This is a genomic window from Micromonospora chersina, assembly GCF_900091475.1.
In the GTDB taxonomy this organism is placed as follows: Bacteria; Actinomycetota; Actinomycetes; order Mycobacteriales; family Micromonosporaceae; genus Micromonospora; species Micromonospora chersina.
Genome location: NZ_FMIB01000002.1, coordinates 1,367,464 through 1,392,192, shown reverse-complemented (window position 1 = coordinate 1,392,192; position 24,729 = coordinate 1,367,464). Strand labels below are relative to the sequence as shown.

The following is a 24,729-nucleotide window of genomic DNA, read 5'->3' as shown; positions in this document are numbered from 1 at the left end:
GTCGTCCCAGGGCCGTCGCCGATTCCGGCGGCGGCCCTGGTCCGTGCCCACCCGGGCCGGCGTACGCCGGCCGTGACCGAATCGAGGCGCTGTGGACACCACGCAGCCCGCGCCGCCCCCGGCGCTGGCCGTCGACGCGCGGCCGGTCGACCCGAGGCCGGCCGATCCGGGGCCGGTTGAAGCGCGGCCGGTCGAGGCGCGGCCGGCCGGGGCGGTACGCCGTGCGCTCCGCGAGCTGACCCTCGTCGCCGTGCTCTTCCTCGCGTACAAGGCGGGCCGGCTGGCGGTGGCGGGGCGGTCCGCCGACGCGCAGGTGAACGGGGAGCGGATCTGGTGGTTCGAGCGCCTGCTGCACCTGCCCGACGAGGCGGCCGTGCAGGCGCCGCTGCTCCTCCACGAGCTGCCGGTCCGGCTGGCCAACTGCTACTACGCGTACGTGCACTTCCCGGCCACCGCGCTGTGCCTGGTCTGGCTCTACCTCCGCCATCCCGCGCACTACCGCTGGACACGGCGGGCGCTCGCCGCGCTCACCGCCTCGGCGCTGGCCCTGCACGTCCTCGTCCCGCTCGCCCCGCCCCGGATGACCGCGCTCACCGGCCTCGTGGACACCGGCCGCCGGTACGGCCCCGCCGTCTACGGCCCGCCCGAGGCCGACACGCTGAGCAACCAGTACGCCGCGATGCCCTCCCTGCACGTCGGCTGGGCCGTGGCCGTGGCCGTCGCGCTCGTGGCGGTCAGCGCCGGTCGGTGGCGGTGGCTGTGGCTGGCCCACCCGGTGCTCACCCTGCTCGTGGTGGTCGGCACCGGGAACCACTACTGGCTCGACGGGGTGGTCGCCGTGACGCTTCTCGGGCTGATCCTGGCCGCGCTGCCCCGGCCGGGCGCGCCGCGCCGGCCATCGGCCGGCCCGGCGCCCGCCGCGCGGCTGCGCCCGCACGTGGTCCCGGCCCCGCGCCGCCCGGGCGGCGCGACCCGCCGACGGAGCCCGCGGACCCCGTCGGCGGCCGACGCGCGGCTCAGGCCACCACGTCGGGGGTGACCGCCGCCCGGCTCACCGCGTGGTGCACACGGTGCCGTTGAGCCGGAACGCGCCGGGCTGCACGTTCGGCCCGCTGTACGCGCCGACGAAGCCGGCGCTGGTGCTGCCGCCGCCGGCGGCGAGCCGGCGGTTGTCGGGGGTGCTGGTCACCCTGACCGCGGTGCCCACCTGCGACCAGTTGGCGCTCCAGCCGCTACTCACCTGCTGCCAGCCGGTCGGCCACGTCCAGGTGAGCGTCCAGCCGTCGATCGCGTCCGGTCCGGTGTTCACGACCTCGACGGTCGCCACGTACCCGTTGCCCCAGTCGGTGTCCTTGCTGAACCGGACCGCGCAGGTGCTGGCCGCCGGGCTGCCGGTGGCGAAGGTGAGCGGCGGGGAGGACCAGGAGACCCGGCCCGCGGTGTCCCGGGCGAGCACGTTCACCGTGTACCGGGTGCCCGGGTCGAGGTTGCCGACCGTGAGCGAGGTGCCCGCCGTCTCGCCGAGCTGCTCGCTGACCGCGCCCTGCTGCCGGTACACCTCGTACTTGGCGATCGGCGCGCCGCCCGGCGCGGCCGGCGGCCAGGAGAGGGTGGCCGTCCGGTCGGTGACCACGCCCGCGGTGGGCCGGCCGGGTGCCCCGGGCCGTCCGTCGGCTGTGCCGGCGGGGCGCAGCACGAGCGTGGTCAGCGAGTACGGCGGCAGCGTCCGGGCCGTCGCGCTGCCGGAGCGGCCGGTGGCCACCCCGCTCGCGCCGTTGGCCAGCGTGTGCACGGTCGGCGCCTCGGCCGAGGGGGTGAAGCCGGCGTACTCGATCGCCACCTCGTGGGCGCTGTCCGGGTCCTTGTTCAGCAGCAGGACCGCGAGGCTGCCGTCGGGCCGGCGGGCCGCGTGGGCGGTGACCAGGGGCTGGTCGGTGCCGGCGCGGACGAACTGGTCACCCGCCCGGGCGAAGAGGTTCATCATGGCCAGCCCGTGGTACGGCGCGAACGGCGTGTTGAACGGCGGCTCGCAGACCGACCCGTCGGCCGTGCACCCGCCGCTGGACAGCATCCCGAAGTCGCCGTAGTCGGTCTGCCCGGCGACCTCCGAGACCGTGCCGATCCCGTTGTGCACGTTCCACCACTGCACGGTGAAGACGCCCTGCTCCAGCAGCCCGCTGTAGGCGTCGGCCAGGAACAGCACGCCCGGCTGCGTGTTCTGGCCGGCGCTCACGTTCAGCTCGGTGAAGCTGATCCCGATCCGGCCGGAGTCCGGGCCGGCGTAACGGGCGATCTGCTGGCGCAGCAGCCAGGCGGCGTCGGGGAGGTGGGCGGTCCGGGCCAGGGACTCGGCGGCGGTGCCGCCCGGGTACCAGTGCACGTCCACGAAGTCGATCTTCGGGCCGGCGAGGGAGAGGACCGTCTGGTTCCAGGGCCCGGGGTCGGCGCCGGCGGTCAGTGCGTCCGGCCAGTTCGCCGGCATGGTCAGCACCGCGCCGACCTTGATGCTCGGGTCGACCGCCTTCATGGCGTCGGCGTACTCGACGACCAGGCGGGCGTACTGGGTGGCGCTCTTGTCCGAGTGGTCGTCGGCCTCCCAGGCCGAACCGTAGTGACCGTTGCCGTAGTTCTCGTTGCCGACCGTCCACCACGTCGCGCCGTAACCCTTGGTGACGTTGGCGTAGCGCACCCACTCGGCGGCCTCGGCCGGGGTGCCGGTGCCGTAGTTCGCGATGATCATCGGCTGGGCGCCGACCCTCCGGGCCGCCGCCATGAAGGTGTCGAAGTCGGTGTTCGGGGCGACGTACCCGCCCGGCGCGGTGTGGGTCCGCCAGTGGTAGATGTCGGCGTACGAGCCACCGGGATAGCGCAGCATCTTCACACCTGCCGCGCGGAGCAGGTCCGAGGTCTCGGTGCTGCCCAGGTGCTGGTCCCAGATGGCGTGGTTGACGCCGAGCGCGGTGTCCGGCACGGTGGCCAGCCCGGCGCGGGCGTTCACTGTCACCGCCACCGGGTCGGCCGCCGCGCCGGCGGCGGGCGGGTCGACGGCGGCCGGCGCCGCGGCGGCGAGCAGCAGGACGGCCGCGTACGCGGTGAGCCGGCGCGCTGTGGGGATGGTTCTGCTCATGCGGGGTTCCTTCAGGGGTCGGGCGATCGTCTGTCCGCGTCGCCCTCCCGGAGAGGTGTCCGGGTGCCCGGAGCGACGACGACCGGCCCCGCGCGAGCCATCGACGCACCAGAATCCCACGGCGGCCGCGACGCGCTCAAGGAGAGCCCCGGCTACGCGACTTAATTTATAGACAGGAGTCTTTACTGTTAACAAGGTTTAATTTATCTTCATTGGCATCTCCCACCGCCCCGAAGGAGTTGCCGACATGCGTCGAAGAATCACCCTGCCGCTGCTCACCACGGGTGCCGTCACCGCCACCCTGGCGGTCGCCGCTCCTGCCCAGGCTCACGGCTACGTGTCCTCACCCCCCAGCCGCCAGGCGCTCTGCGCGGAGAACCGGGTGCCCGACTGCGGCCAGATCAAGTACGAGCCGCAGAGCGTCGAGGGCCCCAAGGGCCTGAAGAGCTGCAACGCCGGCATCGCCCAGTTCGCCGTGCTCAACGACGACAGCCGCGGCTGGCCGGCCACCTCGGTCGGCAGCTCGGTGACGTTCACCTGGGTCAACACCGCCCGGCACGCCACGTCCAACTGGGAGTACTGGATCGGCAACACCCGTGTCGCGGTCGTCGACGGCGGCGGCCGCCAGCCCGACGCCACCGTGTCGCACACCGTCAACCTGGGCGGGTTCTCCGGCCGGCAGAAGCTGCTCGCCGTGTGGAACATCGCCGACACGGCGAACGCCTTCTACTCCTGCGTCGACCTCCAGATCGGTGGAGGCGGCGGCAACCCGACACCGTCACCCACGCCCACCCCGGCCCCGACCACCCCGGCACCCACGCCCACCGCGACCAGCTCGCCGGCCCCGAGCGGCACCTGGACCGCGGGGCGCACCTACCAGGTGGGGGACACCGTCACCTACAACGGCCTGACCTACCGCTGCCGGCAGGCGCACACCGCGATCGCCGGTTGGGAACCGCCGAACGTGCCGGCGCTGTGGCTCCAGATCTGACTGGGCGGGTGCGGCCACGCTCCGCGTGCGCCGCACCCGGCACCCGCCGTACCCCCGATCGGAGAACCGGCATGCGCCGCCCGCTCACCGCCGTCCTGCTGGCCGCGCTGCTCGCCACCGCCGGGTGCGCCGGCCAGCCGGCGCCGACCGCCGCCACCCGCCCCGGGCCGGCCGCCGAGACCGCGACCAGCGGCATCGACGCGCTCTTCCTGGCCATGATGGTGGCGCACACCGAGCAGACCCTGGAACTCGTCCAGGTCGGGCTCGACCGCGGCACCGACCCGGAACTCCGCACGCTGATCGCCGCCGTCCGGGCCACCGAGACCGACGAACTCGCGACCATGCGCGGCTGGCTGCGCGAGGCCGGCCCGTCCGCGGTGGCGGCCGCCGAGCGGCACGACCACTCCGGGCACAGCGACGCCGCCGCCGGTCTGGCCCGGTTGCGGGCCGCCCCGGCCGGCCAGGTCGACCGGGTGCTGGCCGACGTGCTCGCCGCGCACCAGCGGACCGCGGCGAACCTGGCCCGCGCGCAGGTCCAGGCCGGCACCAGCGCCCGGGTACGCGACCTCGCCGGCCGGATCGAACGGTCCCGGACCGCCGAGGTCGCGTTGCTGGCGAAACTGCCCGCCCGGTGAGGCCTGGCGGCGGTCAGTCGGGCAGCTACCGGGCCACCAGCAGCGCCCACCCGAGGCAGCCGAGGGCCGCCGTGTTCAGCACCGCCCGGACCACGTTCCACCGCACCCAGGCGCCCTCGAACGCCGCGCGCAGCTCCGCCGGGTCGGCCAGCCGGGCGGCGCCCGCCTCGAGGCGGTCGTTGAGCGGCACGTTCACCGCGGCGGTCACCGCGAGCACCAGCACGTAGAGCGCCAGGGCGGCGATCAGCCAGGGCAGCGGCCCGCGCCGCCCGGCGGGCAGGTGCAGCAGGACCGCCGCGAGGGTGCAGACCAGCGCGCCGCCGAAGCAGAGCGCGAACCAGCCGTTGAGGATGGCCTGGTTGATCGACCGCATGCCGGCCACGAACGCCCGGTCGTCCACCCGGGCCAGGCCCGGCATCACCGCGTACGCGAAGGCCGCGAAGAGCCCCGCCGTCAACCCCGTGGTCACCGTGGCCAGCAGCAGCATGCCGGCCCGGACGTTCGATGCGATCATGACGTTCATTGGACACCGGGTCGGCTGGACGCTCCATGGCCGGAACGCCCGAAACCATACGCGAGCGTCTACGCTCACCGGGTGGACGTCCTCGCCGACGTGCTCCGCGGGCTGCGCGCCCGGGACGCCTTCCTGCTCCGCACCGTGATGGACCCGCCCTGGTCGATCCGGGTCCGCGACGGCGCCCCGCTGAGCGTCACCACCGTGGTCCGGGGCAGCGCGTGGGTGGCGCCCGACGGCGGCGCGCCGGTGCTGCTCCAGCCGGGCGACGTGGCCGTGCTGCGCGGGCCCGACCCGTACACGGTGGCCGACCACCCGGCCACCCCGCCGCAGGTGGTGATCCACCCCGGGCAGCGCTGCACCACCCTCGGCGGGCAGGAGCTGACCGAGACCATGGCGCTGGGGCTGCGTACCTGGGGCACCCGGCCGGACGGCGCGACCGCCCTGCTCACCGGCACGTACGCCAGCAGCGGCGCGGTGGGCGCCGGCCTGCTCGCGGCCCTGCCGCCCCTCGTGGTGCTGACCGCCGCCGGCGGCGAGCTGCCGGTCGTCGCGCTGCTCGCCGCCGAGCTGGACCGGGACGGCCCCGGGCAGGAGGCGGTGCTGGACCGGCTGCTCGACCTGCTCGTCATCGGCGTGCTGCGCACCTGGCTGGCCCGACCCGGCGCCCAGCCGCCCGGCTGGTACCGGGCCTACGCCGACCCGGTCGTCGGCCACGCGGTCCGGCTGGTGCAGCACGATCCGGCCCGGGCGTGGACGGTGGCCGACCTGGCCGCCGCGACCGGCGCCTCGCGGGCCGCGTTCGCCCGCCGGTTCACCGACCTGGTCGGCGAACCGCCCATGACCTTCGTCACGAGTTGGCGCCTCGCGCTCGCGGCCGACCTGCTGCGCGACACCGAGCTGACCCTCGCGGCGGTGGCCCGCAGGGTGGGCTACAGCAGCGCTTTCGCGCTCAGCGCGGCCTTCAAGCGCGTGCGCGGCGTCAATCCCCGCGACCACCGCGCCACGGCCTGAGCGCGGTCCGCGGCGCCGGTGATCCCGGTAAACCGGCCGCGCGGTGTCGCAGCCCGTGACTACGCTTCCTGCCGGACGCCGCCCCACCGCACGCCACCCCGCGCCCGCACGGGCGCGCGGCGCCGCGGGCGCCCCCGACCGGACCAGAACCAGGAGACTGTTTGTGACCCAGCAACCTGTCGCGACATCGAACAAGCTCGACGCCGCGGTGCTCACGGTGGCCGGCGTCGTCGTGCTCGGTGCGATCATGTCGATCCTCGACGTGACGGTCGTCAGCGTGGCGCTGCCGACGTTCCAGGACGAGTTCGACGCCTCGTACGCCCGGGTGGCGTGGACGATGACCGGCTACACCCTCGCGCTGGCCACGGTGATCCCGCTCAGCGGGTGGGCCGCCGACCGGTTCGGCACCAAGCGCCTGTACATGGTGGCGCTGGCGCTGTTCACCATCGGCTCCGGGCTGTGCGCCACCGCCGACTCGATCGGCCAGCTCATCGGCTACCGCGTGCTCCAGGGCCTCGGCGGCGGCATGCTCATGCCGCTCGGCATGACGATCATGACCCGGGCCGCCGGCCCGCACCGGATCGGCCGGCTCATGGCCGTCCTCGGCATCCCGATGCTGCTCGGCCCGATCGGTGGCCCGATCCTCGGCGGCTGGCTCATCGACACGGCCAGCTGGCACTGGATCTTCCTCATCAACCTGCCGATCGGGATCGTCGCCCTGATCTACGCGCAGCTCGCCCTGCCGAAGGACAACCCGGAGCCCTCGGAGTCGTTCGACTTCCTCGGCATGCTCATGCTCTCGCCCGGTCTGGCGCTCTTCCTCTACGGCGTCTCCTCGCTGCCGGAGGCCGGCACCGTCCGGGACAACAGCGTCTGGCTGCCCATGCTGGTCGGCGCCGTGCTCGTGGTGGCCTTCGTGTTCTACTCGTTCCGGCCCAAGCACCCGCTGCTCGACCTGCGGCTGTTCCGCAACCGCAACCTGACGATCGCCGCGGTGACCCTGTTCGTCTTCATCATCGCGTTCATGGGTGCGGGCCTGCTGTTCCCGAGCTACTTCCTGCAGGTCCGCGGGGAGTCGACGCTCACCGCCGGCCTGCTCATGGCGCCGCAGGGCCTCGGCGCGATGCTGACCATGCCGATCGCCGGCATGCTGGCCGACAAGGTGCCGGTCGGCCGGACGGTGCCGTTCGCGCTGGTGCTCATCGCCGCCGGGTTCTTCACCTTCACGCAGGTCGACCCGCACACGTCCTACTGGCTGCTCTGCGGCTCGCTGTTCGTGATGGGCCTCGGCATGGGCGGCACCATGATGCCGATCATGACCTCGGCGCTGAAGACGCTGCATGCCGCCGAGGTGGCCCGCGGCTCGACGCTCGTCAACATCCTCCAGCAGATCGGCGGCTCGGTCGGCGCCGCCGTGATGTCGGTGATCCTCACCAGCCGGCTGAACGGCTCCGAGGTGATCCCCGGCGCGACCGACCCGAGCGGGAAGCCGGTCACCGAGGCCGGCCTGGCCATCACGTCGCAGCTGCGGCCGGAGCTGCTCCAGCAGTTCCCGGTGCCGCCGTCGCTGATCGAGCGCGGGCTCGACTACGCGGCCAGCTCCTTCGCGACCACCTTCTGGGTCGGCTTCGGTCTGGTGCTGCTCACCTTCATCCCGGCCGCGCTCCTGCCGCGCCGGCGCGAGCCGTCGCACCTGCTCGACGGCGAGGCGGGCGAGGGTCAGCGTCCCACCCCGGTCCCGATCCACTGACCGGCGGGTCGGGCCGCGGGGCACCGTCCCGGCGGCCCGATCCGGGCAGGCTCGCCGTCGCGGGGCCTGACGCCAGTAGGCGTCAGGCCCCGCCGGCCGTTCCGGGCTCGCCGGCGCGGCGGATGTCGAGCAGGTGGTGCTCGGCCTCGTGGACCGTGTGCCGGCCGAGCCAGCGCAGCGTCCGCGCCTCCCGCCGGGGCCACGGATAGACGCCGGTGCGGGCCAACTCCACCTCGCCGAGCGCCCCGAAGCGGGCCGCGAACCCGTCGGCGGCCGTGGCCAGGTCGGCGAGGACCACCTCCGGGTCCTGGGCGTTGTAGCGCTCGGTGATCACCAGCTCGTCGCGGCCCATCGGCGGGAACTCCGGCTCGTCCACCCGTAGCGCCAGCGCCAGCCGCTCAGCCTGGACGCGGAAGACGTCCCGGACGTGGCAGGCGTACTCCAGCGGCGACCACACCTCCGGTGCCGGTCGCCGGCGCGGGTCGGGCACCCCGTGCAGGGCGGCCGGATAGCGCGCGGCCACGTCACGCAGGCGCTGCGGCAGCTCGCCGCTGCCGAGCGCGGAATAGACGAACAGGCACTCGTCACACCGATCCACGCGCTCAGGGTAAGCGGTGCGGCGGATCCGCCCCCGCCCCCGGAGGTCGCGGCGCAGGATGGGCGCAGGGGCGCCGGGGTCCGAGGTGCCCGCCGGGAGAGGAACGGGAGCCGCCGATGACCGCCAACCGGGAGATCGTCGCGGACGCCTTCGCCGCCTGGTCCGCCGGCACGGGCAGCATCACCGACCTGTTCGCCGAGGACCTGCGGTGGGAGATCATCGGCCGTTCCGTCGCGGCCGGGCTGTACCAGCCCGCCCGGCAGTTCGTCGAGGAGGTGCTCACGCCGTTCGAGGCACGCTTCACGGCGGAGGATCCGTTCCGGCCCGTGCGGATCCGGGGCATCCACGAGGACCCGACCACCGGGACCGTGATCGTCGCGTGGAACGGCGCCGGCACCACGACGATCGGCACGACGTACACCGACACGGTGGCCTGGTTCCTGACGATGCGCGACGGCAAGGTGGTCGAGGGGACCGCCTTCTTCGACAGCATCGCCTTCAACGAGCTGTGGCAGGACGTGCCGGCCTGAGGGTCGCCCGCCCGGGCCGGGGCGCGGCCGCCGCGTACGCCAGGATGGGCGCCGTGGACTTCGAGCCTCACCGGGGTGAGCTGCTGGCGTACTGCTACCGGATGCTGGGCTCCTTCCACGAGGCCGAGGATCTGGTCCAGGAGACGATGCTGCGCGCGTGGCGGGCCCGCGACCGGTACGACCCCGCACGCGCGTCGGTGCGGACCTGGCTCTACCGGATCGCCACGAACGCGTGCCTGACCGCGCTGGAGGGGCGGGCGCGACGACCGCTGCCGTCGGGGCTGGGCGCGCCGAGCGTCGACCCGGAGGCGCCCCTCGCCCCGGCGCTGGACATCCCGTGGCTACAGCCGTTCCCCGACGCCCGGCTCGACGCCGACGTGCGCACCGACCTGCGGCTCGCGCTGGTGGCGGCCATGCAGGCGCTGCCGGCCCGCCAGCGGGCCGTGCTCCTGCTGCGGGAGGTGCTGGAGTTCAGCGCCGCCGAGGTCGCCGCGCAGCTCGGCACCACGGTGGCGGCGGTCAACAGCGCGCTGCAACGCGCCCGGGTCGCACTCGCCGACGTGGGTGACGCCGGCGCGGTCACCGAGCCGGACGATCCGGAGGTGCGTGCCGTGGTCCAGCGGTACGTGCGGGCCTTCGAGGCCGCCGACGTTCCCGCGCTCGTACGGCTGCTCACCGACCAGGCGGTCCTGGAGATGCCGCCGGTCCCGCTCTGGTACCGCGGCAGCCGCGACTACGGCCGGTTCCTGGACCGGGTCTTCCACCTGCGCGGGACGGGCTGGCGGATGGCGTCCCTGAGCGCCAACGGGCAACCGGCGCTCGCCGCGTACGCGCCGCAGCCCGGCGGGCCGCACCGGCTGCACACGCTGCAGGTCCTCACGGTCACCGGCGGACTGGTGGCGCACAACGTGGTGTTCGCCGATCCGGGCGTGTTCGCGGCCTTCGACCTGCGCCCGGAGATCTCCTCCGACGATCTTCCGCCGGCGCGATGAGTCCGGGCGGTGCCGCCGGTAGGTACCGGTGAGCACCTACCGAAGGGAACCATCGTGAGCGTCATCGTCATCCAGTTCGTCACCCTCGACGGGATCGTGTCCGACCCGGACGGGTCCGGGGGCACGCCCACCGGCGGCTGGGCCTTCCGCCACGGGCCGGAGACCGTCGCGGGGGACAAGTTCCGCCTCGGCGCCCTGCTCGACGACGGCGTCCTGCTGCTGGGGCGTACCACCTGGGAGCTGTTCTCCCGGCTGTGGCCCGGGCGCGACGACCCGTTCTCGCGGCGGATGAACGCCGTGCCCAAGCTGGTCGCCACCCGCAGGCTGGCCGACGTCTCGGCGTGGGGGAACTCCCGTGTCCTCGACGGCGACCTCCTCGACGCGGTCCGGCGCGAGCGGCGCGACGTCATCGTGACCGGGAGCCTGAGCGTCGTCCACGCGCTGATGGCCGAGGACCTCGTCGACGAGTACCGCCTGCTGACCTTCCCCACGATCCTGCGCACCGGCCGGCGGCTCTTCCCCGCCGGCGGCCCGCCCGCGCACCTGGAGTGCCGGTCCGCGGAGCAGGCGGGCGCCGCCGTCCTCGCGCGGTACGCGCGGCCGGCCCGCTGACCTCGCCGCCTTCGCCGAACTGCGGGAGGAGGCCCCCGGCCAGCGCCTAGGCTGGCCGGGGGAGCCGGATGAGAGGCGGAGCCGTGGCTGCTGGCGGTCAGGATCGGTCGAGGGCGCGGCGCAACCGCCTGCTCCTGGCCGGACTGCTCGCCGTGGTCGCCCTGATCCTGCTGCTGCTCGCCCTCACCGTCGCCAACGGCGCGGTCGCCGGCGTCGAGGTCGTGCTGGCCCTGCTGCTGTTGGTCGCCAGCTACGCCATCCAGTACGCGGCCCGCCGCGACACCCTCTACCGCGACCGGCCGCGGCGGTGAGCCGGCCGGGCCCGGGGGTCCGGCTACGCTGACCGGGTGGATCAGGAAGACCGGATCGCGCTGTTCCTCGACTACGAGAACCTGGCGCTGGGCGTACGCGACCATCACGGCGGCCGCGCGTTCGACCTCCGTCCCATCGCCGACGCGCTCGCCGAGCGCGGCCGCGTGGTGGTGCGCCGGGCGTACGCCGACTGGTCCTACTTCGACGAGGACCGGCGGATGCTCACCCGGTCGCACGTCGAGCTCATCGAGATCCCCCAACGGATGGGCGCCTCGCGCAAGAACGCCGCCGACATCAAGATGGCCGTCGACGCCGTGGAGCTCGCCTTCGAGCGGGAGTACATCTCGACGTTCGTCATCGGCACCGGGGACAGCGACTTCACCCCGCTGGTGCACAAGCTCCGGGAGCTGAACAAGCGCGTCATCGGGGTCGGCGTGGAGAACTCCACCTCGGCGCTGCTCCCGCCGGCCTGCGACGAGTTCCTCTTCTACGACCGCCTCGAAGGGGTCGAGGTGCCGCCGGCGGCCGGCCGCCGCGGCCGGGCGGCCCGTCCGGCGGGGACCGTGGCGCCGCCGCCGGCCGAGCGACCGGCCGAGCCGTCGATCGAGCCACCCGCCGAGGCCGCCCCGGTCGCCGAGGAGCCGGCGCGGGACGTCGACACCCTCTCCGTGCTGGTGGCCCAGACCGTGGCCGGCATGCAGGGCAGCTCCAGCGGCGAGGTGACCGCCTCCGGCCTGAAGCGCACCCTGCTCCGCAAGGACCCGACGTTCAGCGAGTCCGACTACGGCTTCCGTACCTTCGGGGAGCTGCTGCGCCACCTCGCCGGGCACAACGTCATCGAGCTCGCCGCCGGGCCGGCCAAGGGCGACCCGGAGGTGTCGCTGCCCGAGCGGGGCGACCGGGAGGTGGCCTTCGCGCTGCTGCGGTCCGTGGTGGTGGACCTGGCCGGCGAGGGCGGCGCGGCGGCGCTGTCCGGGTTGAAGGACCAGCTCCGCCGGGCGCGGCCCGACTTCAGCGAGAAGAAGCTCGGCTACCGCAGCTTCCTCCAGTTCTGCAAGGCCGCCGCCACGAGCGGCGCGGTGGAGCTGCGGTGGAGCGCGGAGGCCGAGGACTACCTGCTCACCCCGCAGACCGCCTGACGGCCGGACCGGCCCCGGCTCAGCCGCGCCGGCACTGCGGCGGGTCCACCGGCGGCCGGCAGGCGCCCGTCGGGGGCGGCGTCCCGGGCGTCGTCCCGGTGGGGCTTCCGGACGGACTCACCGTGGGGGACGGGCTCCCGGTGGGGCCCACCGCCGGCGGGGTCGTCGACGGCGCCGCCGGCGTGGGCGCCGTGGCGCGGGACGGCGCCGGGAGCACTACCTGCGTCGTGCCGGCCCCGGCCGGGGTCTGCGTCACGGTCGGCCGGGTGGGCCCCCCGGCCGGGTGGGGAAGCGGGGCGGGTCCGCCGGCCGGCGACGGGGCCGGCCCGCCGTCGCCACCGCCCGCCGGGGCGGGGAGCGGATCCGGCGCGAGGTCGCCGTCCGGGGCGCCGGTGGCGCTGCCCGTGGCCGGCCCCGCACGGTGCGCCGGACCGGCCGTTGCCGGCCAGGTGCCCGCGGCCGTCACCCCGAGCAGCACGGCGATCGCCACGGCCCCGGCCGCGGCCAGGCGCTCCGGACGCCGCCGTACCACCGGGGCGTCCGCGACACCGAGCGGCCGCGGTGGCCGTGGCCGGACCGAGCGGTGGTCGGCCAGCAGCGCGTCCAGCCCCGCGGCCACCGTGTCGCGGGTTCCCGTGGCGGTGGCGTACGCCAGGGTGAGGTAGAAGCGGAAGTTCGCCGCCGCGCTCACCGGCACCCGGAGCCCGGCCGGGCGCCCGCCGTCCCCGGGGTGCAGCAGGGTGACCGGCGCGCCGGGGTGGTGCCCCGGCCCGCGCAGGTCGGCGTGGGCCCACTCGCGTCGGCCGGCCCGTCCGGCGAAGACGGTCCGCCGGTCGGTCACCACGGCGGCGCCGGTGTCCACCACCCGCAGCCCGGTGGGGAGCGGGCCGCCGGCCGGGTCGAGCAGCTCCGCGGTGAGCGCCGGGTCGGGCGCGGGGAGACCGGGCAGGTGCCGGGCCTCCGCCTCGACCAGCTCCGCCACCGGCAGGATCCGGTAGACCACCTCGCCGTCGTCGAGCCGCACCGGCAGCTCGGTGCCGGGCAGGGCGCACCCGTGGAACCCGGTCGCCTCGATCCGTAGCCGTTCCAGGTGCTGGTCGCGGCGGCGCCAGTCCCGGGCCGCCGTCTCGTACGCGCGCCGCCGGCGTTCGTTCTCGCGCCGCGCCCATGCAATCTGCCGTCCCAGCCCGGGGTGACGCCCGGCCGGGGTGGACCGTCTCGCCGTCACGCCCGGTACAACGCCCTCCACCGAGCGTGGACACGTGAGGGCGGCTAACGTCCGGTTTGGTGGCGGTACGTCCGTGTCTACAATCGGCGCATGCCCGAGATCGTCCAGTTACTCGCCTCGCCGGTGCACCGCTACGTGGGCCGGCCGGCGGACGGCCCGGCCCCGGCGCCGCCCGGCGAGCTGGTGGAGGAGGTCCGGATCCGGGCCGGGCTGGGCGTCGTGGGCGACCGCTACTTCGGCCGGCCGGCGCACCGTGAGGCGAGCGTGACGCTGATCGCGCAGGAGTCCCTGCCTGCCGGCGCCGACCTCACCCAGGTCCGGCGCAACGTGCTGACCAGCGGCATCGCCGTGGACGAGATGGTCGGCCGGGTGCTCACCCTGGACTCCGGCGACGGGCCGGTCAGCCTGCGGGTGCACCGGGCCGCCCCGCCCTGCGCCTGGCTGGACGTCACCATCGCGCCCGGCACCTGGAAGGCGCTGCGCGGCCGGGGCGGCGTGCGCTGCTCCCCGCTCACCGACGGCGTGCTGCGGGTCGGGCCCGTCGAGGTCACCGTCAGCTCCTGAGCGGGCCCGGGAACTTTCCGGCCCCGCCGGCCGACCAACCTGCGACCGTCCGGTCGGCGGCGAGGGGGCAGGGAGGACGCCAGGGATGAACCGAGCGAGGCTCGCGCCCGTACCGTCGCTCATGACGACGGTGGACCGGCGGGCCGGTCGCGGATGAGTCCCGAGGCCGACGACGAGGAGGTGACCCGGTGGGCGCACCGGGCCGGCCGGGGCGACCAGCAGGCCGCCGCCGCGTTCGTCCGGGCCCTCCAGGGCCCGGTGTGGCGCTTCCTCGCGCACCTGGCCGGCCCTGCGGAGGCCGACGACCTGACCCAGGAGACGTTCCTGCGCGCGCTGCGCGGCCTGCCCGGTTTCGCCGGCCGGTCGGCGGCGCGCACCTGGGTCTTCACCATCGCGCGGCGGGTCGCCGTGGACCACGTCCGGGCCGCCACGGCACGTCCCCGGGTCGCCGCCCTGCCCGACTGGCAGGCCGCGGCCGAGGCGGCCGGCGCGGTCACCCCGGGCGGGGACGACGCGATCACCCTGCGCGGGCTCATCGCCGGGCTCGCTCCGGAGCGGCGGGAGGCGTTCGTCGCCACCCAGGTGGTCGGCCTCTCCTACGCCGAGGCGGCCCAGGTGTGCGGCTGCCCGGTCGGCACCATCCGCTCCCGGGTGGCCCGGGCCCGCGAGGACCTGGTCGCCGCCTGGCAGGGCGACGCCCGACCGGCCCGGGGCGGCCGCGCGGTCTGACGGCGCTGCCGGACCGTCCGCCGGTCAGGCGGCCCGGCGGTGGCGGGCCTGCGCGGCGTACGGCGCGGGCGGCAGCAGGCGCAGCGGGGCCGGCTCCGGCGGCTCCTCCGTACGCAGGGACCAGCGCGACCCGGCCGGGCGGCCCTGGCGGGGCGGCGTGCCGCCGGGGCGCCACCGGGGCCGGGCGAGCAGCACCATCACCACCCAGCCGACCAGCAGGAAGCCGTGGCTGACCAGCCGCTGCACCGCCACCTGCCCGGTGATCAGGTCGTTCACCGACAGCAGCACCAGGGTGGCGACGAACGCGCTCAGCATCGGCAGCAGCCCCGCCGGGGCGGAGCGCCGCAGCGCCACGTACAGGAAGCCGGCTCCCACCGCCACGTTCCACGCGGCCGACTCGTGCCACAGGTGCTGGCCGGCGGCGTGCCCGTGGTCGATCACGGTCTCGCGGCCCACCTGGGCCAGGCCGAGCACGAGCTGGACCGCGCCGAGCAGCCCGAGCACCCCGCGCAGCCCCAGCGCCAGCCGCTCCCGCCACCCGGGCCGGGGCGGCGGCGCGGCGGCGAGCACCGCGTCGACGAGGTCGGGCACCTGCGGGGCGAGCTGCGTACGGGCCCGCCGGGTCACCCCGGCGGCCGCCTCGAACCAACCCCGGCAGCCGGCGCAGCCCGCCAGGTGCGCGTCGGCCGCCTCGCTCTCCGACCGGGACGCCTCCCCGTCGAGCTGCGCCGACAGGATCTCCCGCCACTGCTCACACGCCATGTACAGGTAGTCGTCCGCACGGCCCGCCTGGTTCCCGAGGCCCGGGCCGATCCGCGGCTCAGAGCCCGAAGAAGTCCAGGTAGGCGTCGATCTGGTGGGCCGGCACGGGCTCGCCGGGATGCGCCGGGAGGCCGCGTTCGCCAGCAGCAGCGCGGTCCCCGCCGGGGACATGATGATGTCCGTCACGACCGCGAACCCTCGCAGTCGTGCCGCCGGGAGATCACCCGCCGGCCCGGCCCGGCGACGGCCCGCGTGCGTTCGGGAAGACCGTGCCGCATCCGCGTCTGCCGATGAGCGGTGGACCAGCGGCTGGCTATGCTGCCGGCCATGAGCGAAGCGTCTCCGCAGCCCTCCCCGTCGGCGGACTCCACCGAGGCCCAGTCCCTGTTGTCGGTTCTCGAGCGCAACCGGCGCACCTTCGCCTGGAAGACGTCGGGACTCGACGAGCAGGGTCTGCGCGCGACCACCGCCGCCAGTGCCATGACCCTCGGTGGTCTCGTCAAGCATGTGGCGTTGGTCGAGGCCGACTGGCTGGCCGTCAAGCTCGCCGGACAGGAGTACGGAGCCCCGTGGGACACCGTGGATTTCGACGCCGACCCCGACTGGGAATGGCGCACCGGGGCGCTGGACTCTCCGGAAGATGTCTACGCGCTGTGGCGAGCAGCCGTCGAGCGTTCGCGCGAGCTCGTGGCTGCGGTCATCAGGGAGCGCGGGCTCGACGGGCCGGCGTCCTTCACCTGGCCGGACGGCCGCACGCCCACAGTGCGCGCGATGCTCCTGGACATGGTTGAGGAGTACGCACGACACACGGGCCACGCGGACATCCTCCGAGAGGCGGTGGACGGCCGCGTGGGTGAAGGCGCGCCCCCGGACTTCACCATCTAGACGTCCTCAACTGTCGAGCGGTATGCGCGTGCGACAGTTGAGGACGTGGCGGCCAGCTCCGGGCGGGCCGGCAGCCAGATGGTCTGAATGCCGAGCTGCTCGTTCATCGCGGCGAGCTGGTGCTCGTGGCGAAGGTCCGCGGCCGAGCGTAGGCCGCGGACGATGACCGAGGCGCCGCGGCGCAGGCAGTAGGCGGCGGTCAGGCCGGTCCAGGTGTCCACCTCGACATTGCCCCAGGCCGCCGGTACGGCGTCGCGCACGCGTCGGGCCCTGGTCGTGGCCTCGGCGGTCGGTCGCTTGTCGGCGTTGACCGCCAGCAACACGATGACCCGGTCGAACATCACCCGGGCGCGGGCCACCAGATCGCGGTGGCCCGGGGTGAACGGGTCGAACGTGCCGGGATACACCGCCAACGAGCCGCGTACCGGCGCCACTCCACGATCCGACGTAGCCGTCACCGCGACACCCACCACATGACCACGATCATCCCAGCCACACGATTGCCGACCCGACTCTGGTCCCCGCACTCGAACGGCGATGGTCTGGGATGCTTCGCCCATGCCTTCCTTTCCGCCCACCTTCGCCGACGAGGTCGTCGCCAAGCCGGCTCAGGCCCAGTTCGAGGCGTTCCTCGACGAGCATCGCGGCGCGCTCAACGGCTGCCTGGACGGGCTGACCGAGGAACAGGCGCGGCGGTCGCTGGTGGCCTCCCGGACCACCCTGCTGGGCCTGGTGAAGCATGCGACGTTCGTCGAGAAGGTGTGGTTCGACGAGGCGGTCACGGGCCGGTCGCGCGCGGAGATCGGCATTCCCGCAGTGTCGGAGGAGTCCTTCGTCCTCGATGACGACGACACGATCGCCAGCGTTCGGCACGCGCACCGCGAAGCCTGCGAGGCATCACGCCGAGCGACCGCGTCCCTGGAGCTGGACGACATCCTCCGCGGGCACCGGCGCGGGCCGCTTCCGCTGCGGTGGGTGTATCTCCACGTGCTGCGCGAGCTGGCCCAGCACTGCGGGCACGCCGACATTCTCCGCGAGCAGCTCGTCAACGAGTAGTGCGCGGACGCCCGCTCATGCGGCGGTGGAGCCGTCAAGACCAGGGATCTCCGGACCGCTCGGCGATGCCGCTGTCCGTGCTTCGTCGCGACGAGGCCGCCGGTCGGGCTCGGGCAGAGAACGGACCAGTGCCGCCATGCCGTCGTGCACGAGGGGAAGGTCGTCCAGCTCGCCGATTCCGACCCAGGCGATGTCGTCATGCTCGTCAGGTGCACGGTTGGTGGGAGAGCCGACCCAGTCTCCCACGTGCCAGACGCCCAGGTGAACGGCGTCCGCACCGCTGCCGGCACGCAGGTCGCCCAACCGTGAAGCGCACTCCGCCACAATGTGAACGCCGAGCTCCTCGCGCATCTCACGCGCGAGGGCTTCAAGTTCCGACTCGCCCGCCTCGACGTGCCCCCCGGGCAGGTCCCAGAGATCGGGGTATGCCCGGCGGGTCGGGCTGCGGTGCACCAGCAGGACCGCGCCGTTTTCCACGAGTGCCCCTGTGACGACGACATGCATGACGGGAGTTGAGCACAGGGGTGGGACAGGCTCAACGTCACGCGGTTGAGGAACAGCCGTTCACGAGACGGCCCCGTCACCGGAGCTCCTGGCATCCAGGAAGAGTTCGAGGGCCTCGACGACGAGGCGGTGGTCGTCGAGTTGGGGCAGTCCTGAGACGGTGACGGTGCCGACCGGCCCGGTGCCCCTGAGGATGATCGGGAAGCAGCCGCCGTGGGCGGCGTACAGGGCCGCGTCGAGGTGGGATTTCTCCTCGAAGGTGGTGCCGCGGTCGCGGTAGGTCTGGCCCACGAGGTAGGAGCTGTGCCCGAACCGGCGGACGACGCGGATCTTGCGTTCGATCCAGTCGTCGTTGTCGGCAGAGGTGCCGGGCAGCGCGTAGTGGAAGAGTTGGTGGTCGCCGAGGCGGATGTCGACGGTGACACCGTGGCCGCGCTCCCTGGCCAGCCCGACCAGCAGAGTTCCCAGGCCCCAGGCGTCGTCATGGTCAAAGCGGTCGAACTGGAGGCGTTCTTCCTGCTCCCGAAGCTCCGGCGTCACGGCGTACCGTTCCCTTCCTCGATCGTCAGAAGGATCTAAGCAGAGGAGGAGCCGGCGAGCGGCCGGCCCTCGACGATCCTGGCCGGCAGGGTGAGCCGGGCACCGCCCGCGAGCGGGCAGGGGCACTATCGTTTCGACGTGCACATCCGTTTCGACGTTCCCGCCGATCCCACCTACCCCGGCCGGGTGGCCGCGGCGCTCAGCAGTGTCCGGCTGCGCAGGTACGGCTACATCGGCGCGGTGCTGGCGGCGGTCGGGGTGATCGGTCTCGCCGTCTCACGGGCGATCGCGCGGGGCGACCGGATCGTGCCGCTGTCCGTGGCGCTGGTCGCGGCCGGGCTGCTGTCGATGCTGTACGCACCCTGGGTGCGGTGGCGCGCCCGGCGCCGCTCGGGCAGCTACGCCGTCGAGGGCGCCTACGACATCACCGACCAGAACATCATGATGCGCAGCGGCTCCGAGTCCGGCGGCATCGCGTGGGACGGGGTCGCCCAGGTGAAGGACACCCGGGACTTCTGGATCCTGTACGTCGGCCGGATGCCGGCGACCGTGATCCCACGCCACCTGATGTCCGCCCAGGACGCGGAGACCCTGCGCGCCTTCATGGCCGAACGGGGTCTGCTCCCGCCCCGGTGAACCCCTGCGCCGGGGGCGGCGCCGAGCCTGCGCGTGGCCTTGCGGGAGCGGCCTACGCTGCGGCCATGACGCGTCGAGCCGCAGTGGCCGCGATGTCCGCGGTGACCCTGCTTCTGCTGGGTTGGTCGCTCGGCGCGCGGGTGGGAGACGAACCAGACCGGGCGCCGACAGTCGGCGCTGACGCCGCCACCACGACGAAGGCGACGGACCTGCTGAGATCCGGCACCGCGTTCATCGATCAGACGAGCTTCCGCGTCGACGCCGACATCGCGAGCCAGGTCACGACGGTGGCGCACGCTGACAACATCAACAAGCGCGCCGACACCACGATTTCGGCTCTCGGCCGGGTCGTCGAGATCCGGATGATCGACGACGAGGTCTACCTGAAGACCGACATGGACCTCCCCGGTGTCGGCCACGAATGGATGAGGCTCGACCCGGCCCGGGTGCCCGCGGACTTCGCCGTGAGCTTCGCCCCGGGCAGGAACGATCCCGGCGGCTCGGCGCGCCTCATCAACGCGATCGTCACCGCGCGAGCTGACGGCCCGCACGTCACCGGGACGATCGACCTGACCCGGGTCGGCGCCGGCACCGGGATCAACTTCCGCGCCGGCCCGGACGGCTTCCCGGACGGCGCCCGCAGCAACGCGTTCAGCGCGACGCTGGACGCCGATGGCCGGCTGGTCAGTTTCGCGATCCCCGCGGCCAACGGCATGCCCGACGCCACCCTGCGCTACAGCGACTTCGGCGCGCCTGTCTCGGTGGCACGGCCGCAGGGAGCCGTCGCCGCCCCCGACGCCCTGTATCCCCAGCTCGGCCTGGGCGGCTGAGACCGTCACAGGCCCGGCCAGTGCCGCGGCTCCCGCACCCTTTCCACCACCGGCTCAGCCACGGCTGAGGCGGTGCGTCACCCCTCGGCCAGCAGGTTCTTCTGCACCTTGCCCATCGCGTTGCGGGGCAGGGCGTCGACCAGCCGCACCTGCCGGGGCCGCTTGTGCACCGAGAGCTGCCGGGCCACGAAGTCGATCAGCTCGGCCTCCCGCAGGCCGTCGCCGACCACGTACGCGGTCACCTGCTGTCCCAGGTCCGGATGCGGCGTGCCGACCACGGCCGCCTCGCGGACCCCGGGATGGCCGAGCAGCGCGTCCTCCACCTCGCCGGCCCCGATCCGGTAGCCACCGCTCTTGATCAGGTCGGTGGCGGCCCGGCCGACGATCCGGTGCCAGCCGTCCGGCCCGACCGTCGCCACGTCCCCGGTGCGGAACCAGCCGTCGATCGTCCGGCTGGCAGCGTCGGCGTCCGGCCGGTGCAGGTAGCCGTCGAAGAGGGTGTCGCCGCGCACCTGGAGCTCGCCCATGGCCGCCCCGTCGGCGGGCAGCGGGCCGCCCTGCTCGTCCACGACGCGGGTGCGCACCCCGGGCAGCGGCAGGCCCACCGTGCCGGGCCGCCGCGGCCCGTCGGCCCGGGCGCTGAGGGTGATCAGGGTCTCGGTCATGCCGTACCGCTCGACGACCCGGTGGCCGGCCACGTCGGCGAGCGCCGCGAACACCGGCTCGGGCAGGGCGGCGCTGCCGGAGACCAGCAGCCGCGCCCCACGCAGCGCCCGCGCGGCGTCCGGGTCCGCGGCGATCCGCGACCAGATCGTGGGTACGCCGAAGTAGAGCGAGCCGGCGGCCGCCGCGTACCGCTCGGGGCGGGGCCGGCCGACGTGGTGCAGCCGGCTGCCGAGCCGCAGCGGGCCGAGCACGCCGAGCACCAGCCCGTGCACGTGGAACAGCGGCAGCCCGTGCACCAGCCGGTCCTCGGGCGTCCACGCCCAGGCGTCGGCGAGCCCGTCCAGGCAGGCGGCGACGGCGCGGCGGGACAGCACGGCGCCCTTCGGGGCGCCGGTGGTGCCGCTGGTGTAGAGGATCAGCGCGGTGGTCGCCGGGTCGGGCTCGGGGTGCCGGGTGTCCGACCGCCGGGTCAGGTCGACCGGCACGGCCGGGGGAGCGGCGGGTGAGCCGACGGGTGCGTCCCCGGCGGGCGCCAGCAGCACCTCGGCACCGGAGTCGCGCAGGATGTGGTCGCGTTCGACCGGCCCGGCGTCCGGCGGCACCGGGACGACGGCGGCGCCGGCCAGCAGCCCGCCCACCACGGCGACCACCGTCTCCAGGGTCGGTGCGGCCGGCACCGCCACCCGCCGGACACCGCGCAGGTCGTCGGCCACGGCCGCGGCCGCCCGGCGCAGCTCCACCCAGGACAGCGACCGGTCGTCGACGCGGACCGCCTCCGGGCGCTCGTCGGTGGACTCGGTCAGCCAGCTCAGCAGCGGCACGGTACGGCCCCTCTCCGGTCGGGTCGGCGGGCGCGCCACCGCCCCGCCCCCGGTACGGTCCTGGCGGCTCGGCGCGCCCCGGCGCCGGACGATCCGACCGTAGCCGGGGGCACTCCGAGCGGGCCACCCCGCAGGGTGAGGCGCCGATGCCGGGCGGTGGCCGGTATGCCATCGTTGGCCGTCTGGGCCGCGGTGGTGCGCGCGCCCCGAGGGAGGGAGCGGCCGTGGGGGAGGGTTCGTCCGGGCCGCTGCGCGGTGTCCTCGTCGCGGACTTCTCCCGGATCCTGGCCGGGCCGTACGCGACGATGCTGCTGGCCGACCTGGGCGCCGACGTGATCAAGGTGGAGGCGCCGGGCGGCGACGACACACGCACCTGGCAGCCCCCGGTCCGCGACGGGGTCTCGACCTACTACCTCGGGGTCAACCGCAACAAGCGCTCCCTGGTCCTCGACCTCGCCGATCCCGGGGACGCGGTGCTGGCCCGCCGGCTCGCCGCCCGGTCCGACGTCATGATCCAGAATTTCCGGCCCGGCGCGTTGCGCCGCTTCGGCCTCGACCACGACACGGTCACCGCCGCCAACCCGCGGCTGGTGTACGCCTCGATCAGCGGGTTCGGCGCGGCCGGTGGCGCCGACCTGCCCGGGTACGACCTCATGGTGCAGGCGGCGTCCGGGCTGATGAGCCTGACCGGGGCGGCCGACGGCCCGCCGTACAAGGCGGGGGTGGCGGTCTTCGACGTGATCGCCGGGCTGCACGCGGCGGTCGGGATCCTGGCCGCCCTGCATCACCGGGCGGCCACCGGCGTCGGGCAGCACGTCGAGGTTGACCTGCTCTCCTCGGCCCTGTCCGGGCTGGTCAACCACACCAGCGCGCACGTCGCCGGGGCAGTGGTGCCCCACCGGATGGGCAACGCCCACCCGAGCATCGTGCCCTACGAGCCGCTGCCCACCGCCGACGGCGAACTGGTCGTGATCGCCGGCAACGACGGCCAGTTCCGGACGCTGTGCCAGGTCCTCGGCCTGCCCGGCCTGCCCGACGACCCCCGGTTCCGGCGCAACCAGGACCGCACGGCGCACCGCGACGCGCTGCGGCCGCTGCTGGTGGCCGCCCTGGCCGCCCGGACCAGCGCCGAGTGGTTCCGCGAGCTGCGCGCGGCGGGCGTGCCGTGCAGCCCCATCAACACGGTCGCCGACGGGCTGGCCCTGGCCGAGGGGCTCGGGCTCGACCCGGTGGTCACCGTCGACGGCGTGCCGGGGGTGCGGAACCCGATCGGCCTGTCGGCCACCCCGCCCCGTTACGACCTGCCGCCCCCGGCGTTGGACGAGCACGGCGCGGAGCTGCGCGCCTGGCTGGCCGGCTGACCGGTCAGCGTCTCGCGGCGGCCAGCAGGTCGTCCACCAGCCCGGTGGCGGTGTCCGCCGCCGCGGCGGCGTCGGCGCGGCCGGCGCTGCCGTAGAGGCCCTCCACGATCAGCCAGATCCGGTCGGCGAGCCGGCCCGGGTCGGGCACGTCCAGCCGGGCCACCAGCGCGTCGATCTCGGCGCGGGTGTCGCGCAGGTAGTCGCGGGCGACCCGGCCCGGCTCGCCGGCGTCGCCGGGGAACTCGGCGAGGTAGAGGCGGAACGCGCACCCGCGGAAGTCGGGGGCGGTGGCGGTCGCGGCGATCTCCGCGACCAGCGCCCGGAGCCGGGTCGCCGGGTCGTCGGGCAGCCCGTGGGTCGCCGCGTCGCCGGCCCGCTCGCGCTCCCGTCGGCACGCCCGCAGGTAGGCGGCGACCAGGTCGTCCTTGCTGGGGAAGTGGGTGTAGAGCAGGTTCTTGCCGCAGCCGGCCGCGTCGATCACCTGGTTCATCCCGACGGCGCGGACCCCGTGGCGGTAGAACAGCTCGCCGGCGGTGCGCAGGATGCGCTCCCGGCTTCCCGGTGCCGCGGTGCGGGCCATCGCTCCTCCTTCGCCGGCGCCTGTGGCGAGGATAACGGACCGATCGGTCCGGCGACGATTGACCGCGCGGCGGGCCGGGGCGCAGTATCGGACCACTCGGTCCCGGACCGATCGGTCCGGCTTGTGTCCAGGAGGCAGCCATGCGCGACGCGGTCATCGTCGAGGCGGTACGGACCCCGGTGGGGCGGGCGAAGCGGGGCGGGGCGTACCTCGACGTGCACCCGGTGGACCTGCACGCGCACGCCCTGCGCAGCCTGGTCGCCCGGGTGCCCGGGCTGGACCCGGTCGAGATCGACGACGTCGTCGGCGGCGCCGTCGCCCAGGTCGGCGAGCAGAGCACCAACACCACCCGGCTCGCCGCGCTCGCCGCAGGCTTCCCCGAGTCGGTGCCCGGGGTGACCGTGGACCGCCAGTGCGGCAGCAGCCAGCAGGCGCTCAGCTTCGCCGCCCAGGGCCTGGTCGCCGGGGCGTACGACATCGTGGTGGCCTCGGGCGTCGAGTCGATGAGCCGGGTGCCGATCGGCAGCGCCGCAGTGGTCGACGGCGTCCGCGCCGACTTCGCCGGCCCCGGCGTCGCGGCGCGCTACCCGGGCGGCCTCGTCCCGCAGGGCGTCGCCGCCGAGCTGATCGCACGCAAGTGGGGCCTGTCCCGCACGCGGCTCGACGAGTACGCCGCCACGAGCCACCAGCGGGCCGCCGAGGCGTGGCGGCAGGGGCGGTTCGCCGGCCAGGTCGCCCCGCTGCCGGGCGTCGACCTCGCCATGGACGAGACCATCCGGCCCGGGACCACCGTGGCCCGCCTGGCCGACCTGCCGCCGGCCTTCGCGGCCGACCACTGGACCGCCCGCTTCGGCGAGCTGGACTGGAAGGTCACCGCCGGGAACTCCAGCCCGCTCAACGACGGCGCGGCGGCCCTGCTGCTCACCACCCGCGAGACCGCCCGCCGGCGGGGCTGGCGGGCCCGGGCGCGGATCCACACCGCCACGGTGGTCGGCGACGACCCGATCATGATGCTCACCGGCATCATCCCGGCCGCCGCCAAGGTGCTCGCCCGGGCCGGCCTCGCCATCGGGGACATCGACGCGTTCGAGGTCAACGAGGCGTTCTCCTCGGTCGTGCTGGCCTGGCTGGCCGAGACCGGGGCGGACCCGGCGAAGGTGAACGTCGACGGCGGCGCCATCGCCATCGGCCACCCGCTCGGCGCCAGCGGCGCCCGGCTCGCCACCACCCTGCTGCACGTCCTCGAACACACCGGCGGCCGCTACGGCCTCCAGACCATGTGCGAGGCCGGCGGCACCGCCAACGCCACGATCATCGAACGCCTCGACGGCTGACCGGCCGGACGCGGGCGGC

At 74.8% G+C, this 24,729-nt stretch carries 28 protein-coding genes; 18 read left to right on the top strand and 10 right to left on the bottom strand.

The annotated features are described in order from the left end of the window. The first annotated feature begins 91 nt into the window (after positions 1 to 91). On the top strand, positions 92 to 1,039 hold the full coding sequence (locus GA0070603_RS06430; RefSeq protein ID WP_244282435.1) for a phosphatase PAP2 family protein: 948 nt from the start codon (positions 92 to 94) through the stop codon (positions 1,037 to 1,039). A gap of 12 nt (positions 1,040 to 1,051) precedes the next feature. Here the strand turns inward: GA0070603_RS06430 and GA0070603_RS06425 are convergent, their stop codons facing one another. After that, the gene (locus GA0070603_RS06425; protein WP_091308582.1) at positions 1,052 to 3,127 is read right to left on the bottom strand and encodes a cellulose binding domain-containing protein; all 2,076 of its coding nucleotides are present in this window, start codon (positions 3,125 to 3,127) and stop codon (positions 1,052 to 1,054) included. A 247-nt stretch (positions 3,128 to 3,374) separates the two neighbouring features. On the opposite strand from GA0070603_RS06425, the gene GA0070603_RS06420 reads away from it, so the two are divergent. Both GA0070603_RS06420 and GA0070603_RS06415 read left to right on the top strand, forming a co-directional pair. Beyond that, positions 3,375 to 4,118 (top strand): lytic polysaccharide monooxygenase, encoded by a 744-nt coding sequence (locus GA0070603_RS06420; protein ID WP_091308579.1) that lies wholly within the window; start codon positions 3,375 to 3,377, stop codon positions 4,116 to 4,118. 71 nt (positions 4,119 to 4,189) lie between these two features. Continuing rightward, entirely contained in the window at positions 4,190 to 4,753 is a 564-nt protein-coding gene (locus tag GA0070603_RS06415) for a DUF305 domain-containing protein (RefSeq protein WP_091308577.1), read from the top strand. A gap of 25 nt (positions 4,754 to 4,778) precedes the next feature. On the opposite strand, the gene GA0070603_RS06410 is transcribed toward GA0070603_RS06415, so the two are convergent. Beyond that, entirely contained in the window at positions 4,779 to 5,267 is a 489-nt protein-coding gene (locus tag GA0070603_RS06410) for an anthrone oxygenase family protein (protein ID WP_091321629.1), read from the bottom strand. Positions 5,268 to 5,348: 81 nt separating this feature from the next. Between GA0070603_RS06410 and GA0070603_RS06405 the strand changes: the two genes are divergently transcribed. After that, the gene (locus GA0070603_RS06405) at positions 5,349 to 6,281 is read left to right on the top strand and encodes an AraC family transcriptional regulator (protein ID WP_091308573.1); all 933 of its coding nucleotides are present in this window, start codon (positions 5,349 to 5,351) and stop codon (positions 6,279 to 6,281) included. Positions 6,282 to 6,444: 163 nt separating this feature from the next. Next, positions 6,445 to 8,031 carry a DHA2 family efflux MFS transporter permease subunit gene (locus tag GA0070603_RS06400; RefSeq protein WP_091308570.1) on the top strand — a complete coding sequence of 529 codons (1,587 nt, stop codon included), beginning with the start codon at positions 6,445 to 6,447 and terminating at the stop codon, positions 8,029 to 8,031. Between the two features lie 82 nt (positions 8,032 to 8,113). Here the strand turns inward: GA0070603_RS06400 and GA0070603_RS06395 are convergent, their stop codons facing one another. After that, positions 8,114 to 8,629 (bottom strand): DinB family protein, encoded by a 516-nt coding sequence (locus tag GA0070603_RS06395; RefSeq protein ID WP_167544510.1) that lies wholly within the window; start codon positions 8,627 to 8,629, stop codon positions 8,114 to 8,116. A gap of 116 nt (positions 8,630 to 8,745) precedes the next feature. On the opposite strand from GA0070603_RS06395, the gene GA0070603_RS06390 reads away from it, so the two are divergent. The 5 genes from GA0070603_RS06390 (at position 8,746) to GA0070603_RS06370 (ending at position 12,214) form a co-directional block, all read left to right on the top strand. After that, positions 8,746 to 9,159 (top strand): nuclear transport factor 2 family protein, encoded by a 414-nt coding sequence (locus GA0070603_RS06390; protein ID WP_091308562.1) that lies wholly within the window; start codon positions 8,746 to 8,748, stop codon positions 9,157 to 9,159. A 44-nt stretch (positions 9,160 to 9,203) separates the two neighbouring features. After that, positions 9,204 to 10,151 carry a sigma-70 family RNA polymerase sigma factor gene (locus tag GA0070603_RS06385; RefSeq protein WP_091308559.1) on the top strand — a complete coding sequence of 316 codons (948 nt, stop codon included), beginning with the start codon at positions 9,204 to 9,206 and terminating at the stop codon, positions 10,149 to 10,151. Positions 10,152 to 10,205: 54 nt separating this feature from the next. Then, positions 10,206 to 10,763, top strand: a complete 558-nt coding sequence (locus GA0070603_RS06380; protein ID WP_091308555.1) for a dihydrofolate reductase family protein — start codon at positions 10,206 to 10,208, stop codon at positions 10,761 to 10,763. 83 nt (positions 10,764 to 10,846) lie between these two features. Further along, positions 10,847 to 11,074: a hypothetical protein gene (locus GA0070603_RS06375; protein WP_244282434.1), complete on the top strand. Its 228-nt coding sequence runs from the start codon at positions 10,847 to 10,849 to the stop codon at positions 11,072 to 11,074. 36 nt (positions 11,075 to 11,110) lie between these two features. Further along, positions 11,111 to 12,214, top strand: a complete 1,104-nt coding sequence (locus tag GA0070603_RS06370) for a PIN domain-containing protein (RefSeq protein WP_091308551.1) — start codon at positions 11,111 to 11,113, stop codon at positions 12,212 to 12,214. A 19-nt stretch (positions 12,215 to 12,233) separates the two neighbouring features. Here the strand turns inward: GA0070603_RS06370 and GA0070603_RS06365 are convergent, their stop codons facing one another. Beyond that, on the bottom strand, positions 12,234 to 13,442 hold the full coding sequence (locus tag GA0070603_RS06365; RefSeq protein WP_091308548.1) for a hypothetical protein: 1,209 nt from the start codon (positions 13,440 to 13,442) through the stop codon (positions 12,234 to 12,236). Positions 13,443 to 13,532: 90 nt separating this feature from the next. Between GA0070603_RS06365 and GA0070603_RS06360 the strand changes: the two genes are divergently transcribed. Next, complete coding sequence (locus GA0070603_RS06360) at positions 13,533 to 14,006, top strand: molybdenum cofactor biosysynthesis protein (protein WP_091308545.1); 474 nt, start codon at positions 13,533 to 13,535, stop codon at positions 14,004 to 14,006. Positions 14,007 to 14,159: 153 nt separating this feature from the next. Beyond that, positions 14,160 to 14,735, top strand: coding sequence for a sigma-70 family RNA polymerase sigma factor (locus tag GA0070603_RS06355; protein ID WP_091308542.1), 576 nt, complete (start codon positions 14,160 to 14,162; stop codon positions 14,733 to 14,735). A gap of 24 nt (positions 14,736 to 14,759) precedes the next feature. Here GA0070603_RS06355 and GA0070603_RS06350 read toward each other — a convergent pair whose 3' ends face one another. Beyond that, positions 14,760 to 15,497, bottom strand: a complete 738-nt coding sequence (locus tag GA0070603_RS06350) for a zf-HC2 domain-containing protein (RefSeq protein WP_091308538.1) — start codon at positions 15,495 to 15,497, stop codon at positions 14,760 to 14,762. Between the two features lie 327 nt (positions 15,498 to 15,824). Between GA0070603_RS06350 and GA0070603_RS06345 the strand changes: the two genes are divergently transcribed. Then, a complete protein-coding gene (locus GA0070603_RS06345; protein WP_091321627.1) occupies positions 15,825 to 16,382 on the top strand; it encodes a DinB family protein in 558 nt (185 codons plus the stop codon). Here GA0070603_RS06345 and coaD read toward each other — a convergent pair. Beyond that, positions 16,379 to 16,816, bottom strand: a complete 438-nt coding sequence (coaD, locus tag GA0070603_RS06340; RefSeq protein WP_091308534.1) for a pantetheine-phosphate adenylyltransferase — start codon at positions 16,814 to 16,816, stop codon at positions 16,379 to 16,381. The two genes, GA0070603_RS06345 and coaD, sit on opposite strands and share 4 nt — an antisense overlap. Positions 16,817 to 16,940: 124 nt before the next feature. Here coaD and GA0070603_RS06335 point away from each other — a divergent pair, with 124 nt between their 5' ends. Beyond that, entirely contained in the window at positions 16,941 to 17,438 is a 498-nt protein-coding gene (locus GA0070603_RS06335) for a DinB family protein (RefSeq protein ID WP_091321625.1), read from the top strand. Positions 17,439 to 17,453: 15 nt separating this feature from the next. Here the strand turns inward: GA0070603_RS06335 and GA0070603_RS06330 are convergent, their stop codons facing one another. Both GA0070603_RS06330 and GA0070603_RS06325 read right to left on the bottom strand, forming a co-directional pair. Beyond that, the gene (locus GA0070603_RS06330; protein ID WP_091308531.1) at positions 17,454 to 17,942 is read right to left on the bottom strand and encodes an NUDIX domain-containing protein; all 489 of its coding nucleotides are present in this window, start codon (positions 17,940 to 17,942) and stop codon (positions 17,454 to 17,456) included. A 60-nt stretch (positions 17,943 to 18,002) separates the two neighbouring features. After that, positions 18,003 to 18,482, bottom strand: coding sequence for a heme-degrading domain-containing protein (locus GA0070603_RS06325; RefSeq protein WP_091308528.1), 480 nt, complete (start codon positions 18,480 to 18,482; stop codon positions 18,003 to 18,005). 138 nt (positions 18,483 to 18,620) lie between these two features. On the opposite strand from GA0070603_RS06325, the gene GA0070603_RS06320 reads away from it, so the two are divergent. Next, positions 18,621 to 19,118, top strand: a complete 498-nt coding sequence (locus GA0070603_RS06320; protein WP_091308525.1) for a YcxB family protein — start codon at positions 18,621 to 18,623, stop codon at positions 19,116 to 19,118. Further along, a complete protein-coding gene (locus GA0070603_RS06315) occupies positions 19,115 to 19,948 on the top strand; it encodes a hypothetical protein (RefSeq protein ID WP_139131836.1) in 834 nt (277 codons plus the stop codon). Before GA0070603_RS06320 ends, GA0070603_RS06315 begins: the two co-directional genes overlap by 4 nt. 77 nt (positions 19,949 to 20,025) lie before the next feature. On the opposite strand, the gene GA0070603_RS06310 is transcribed toward GA0070603_RS06315, so the two are convergent. Further along, positions 20,026 to 21,435, bottom strand: a complete 1,410-nt coding sequence (locus tag GA0070603_RS06310; RefSeq protein ID WP_091308520.1) for an acyl-CoA synthetase — start codon at positions 21,433 to 21,435, stop codon at positions 20,026 to 20,028. Between the two features lie 224 nt (positions 21,436 to 21,659). On the opposite strand from GA0070603_RS06310, the gene GA0070603_RS06305 reads away from it, so the two are divergent. Continuing rightward, complete coding sequence (locus GA0070603_RS06305; RefSeq protein ID WP_244282432.1) at positions 21,660 to 22,796, top strand: CaiB/BaiF CoA transferase family protein; 1,137 nt, start codon at positions 21,660 to 21,662, stop codon at positions 22,794 to 22,796. A gap of 4 nt (positions 22,797 to 22,800) precedes the next feature. Here the strand turns inward: GA0070603_RS06305 and GA0070603_RS06300 are convergent, their stop codons facing one another. Then, the gene (locus tag GA0070603_RS06300) at positions 22,801 to 23,376 is read right to left on the bottom strand and encodes a TetR/AcrR family transcriptional regulator (protein WP_091308514.1); all 576 of its coding nucleotides are present in this window, start codon (positions 23,374 to 23,376) and stop codon (positions 22,801 to 22,803) included. A gap of 140 nt (positions 23,377 to 23,516) precedes the next feature. Here GA0070603_RS06300 and GA0070603_RS06295 point away from each other — a divergent pair, with 140 nt between their 5' ends. After that, positions 23,517 to 24,710, top strand: a complete 1,194-nt coding sequence (locus tag GA0070603_RS06295; protein WP_091308511.1) for a thiolase family protein — start codon at positions 23,517 to 23,519, stop codon at positions 24,708 to 24,710. Positions 24,711 to 24,729: the final 19 nt, after the last annotated feature.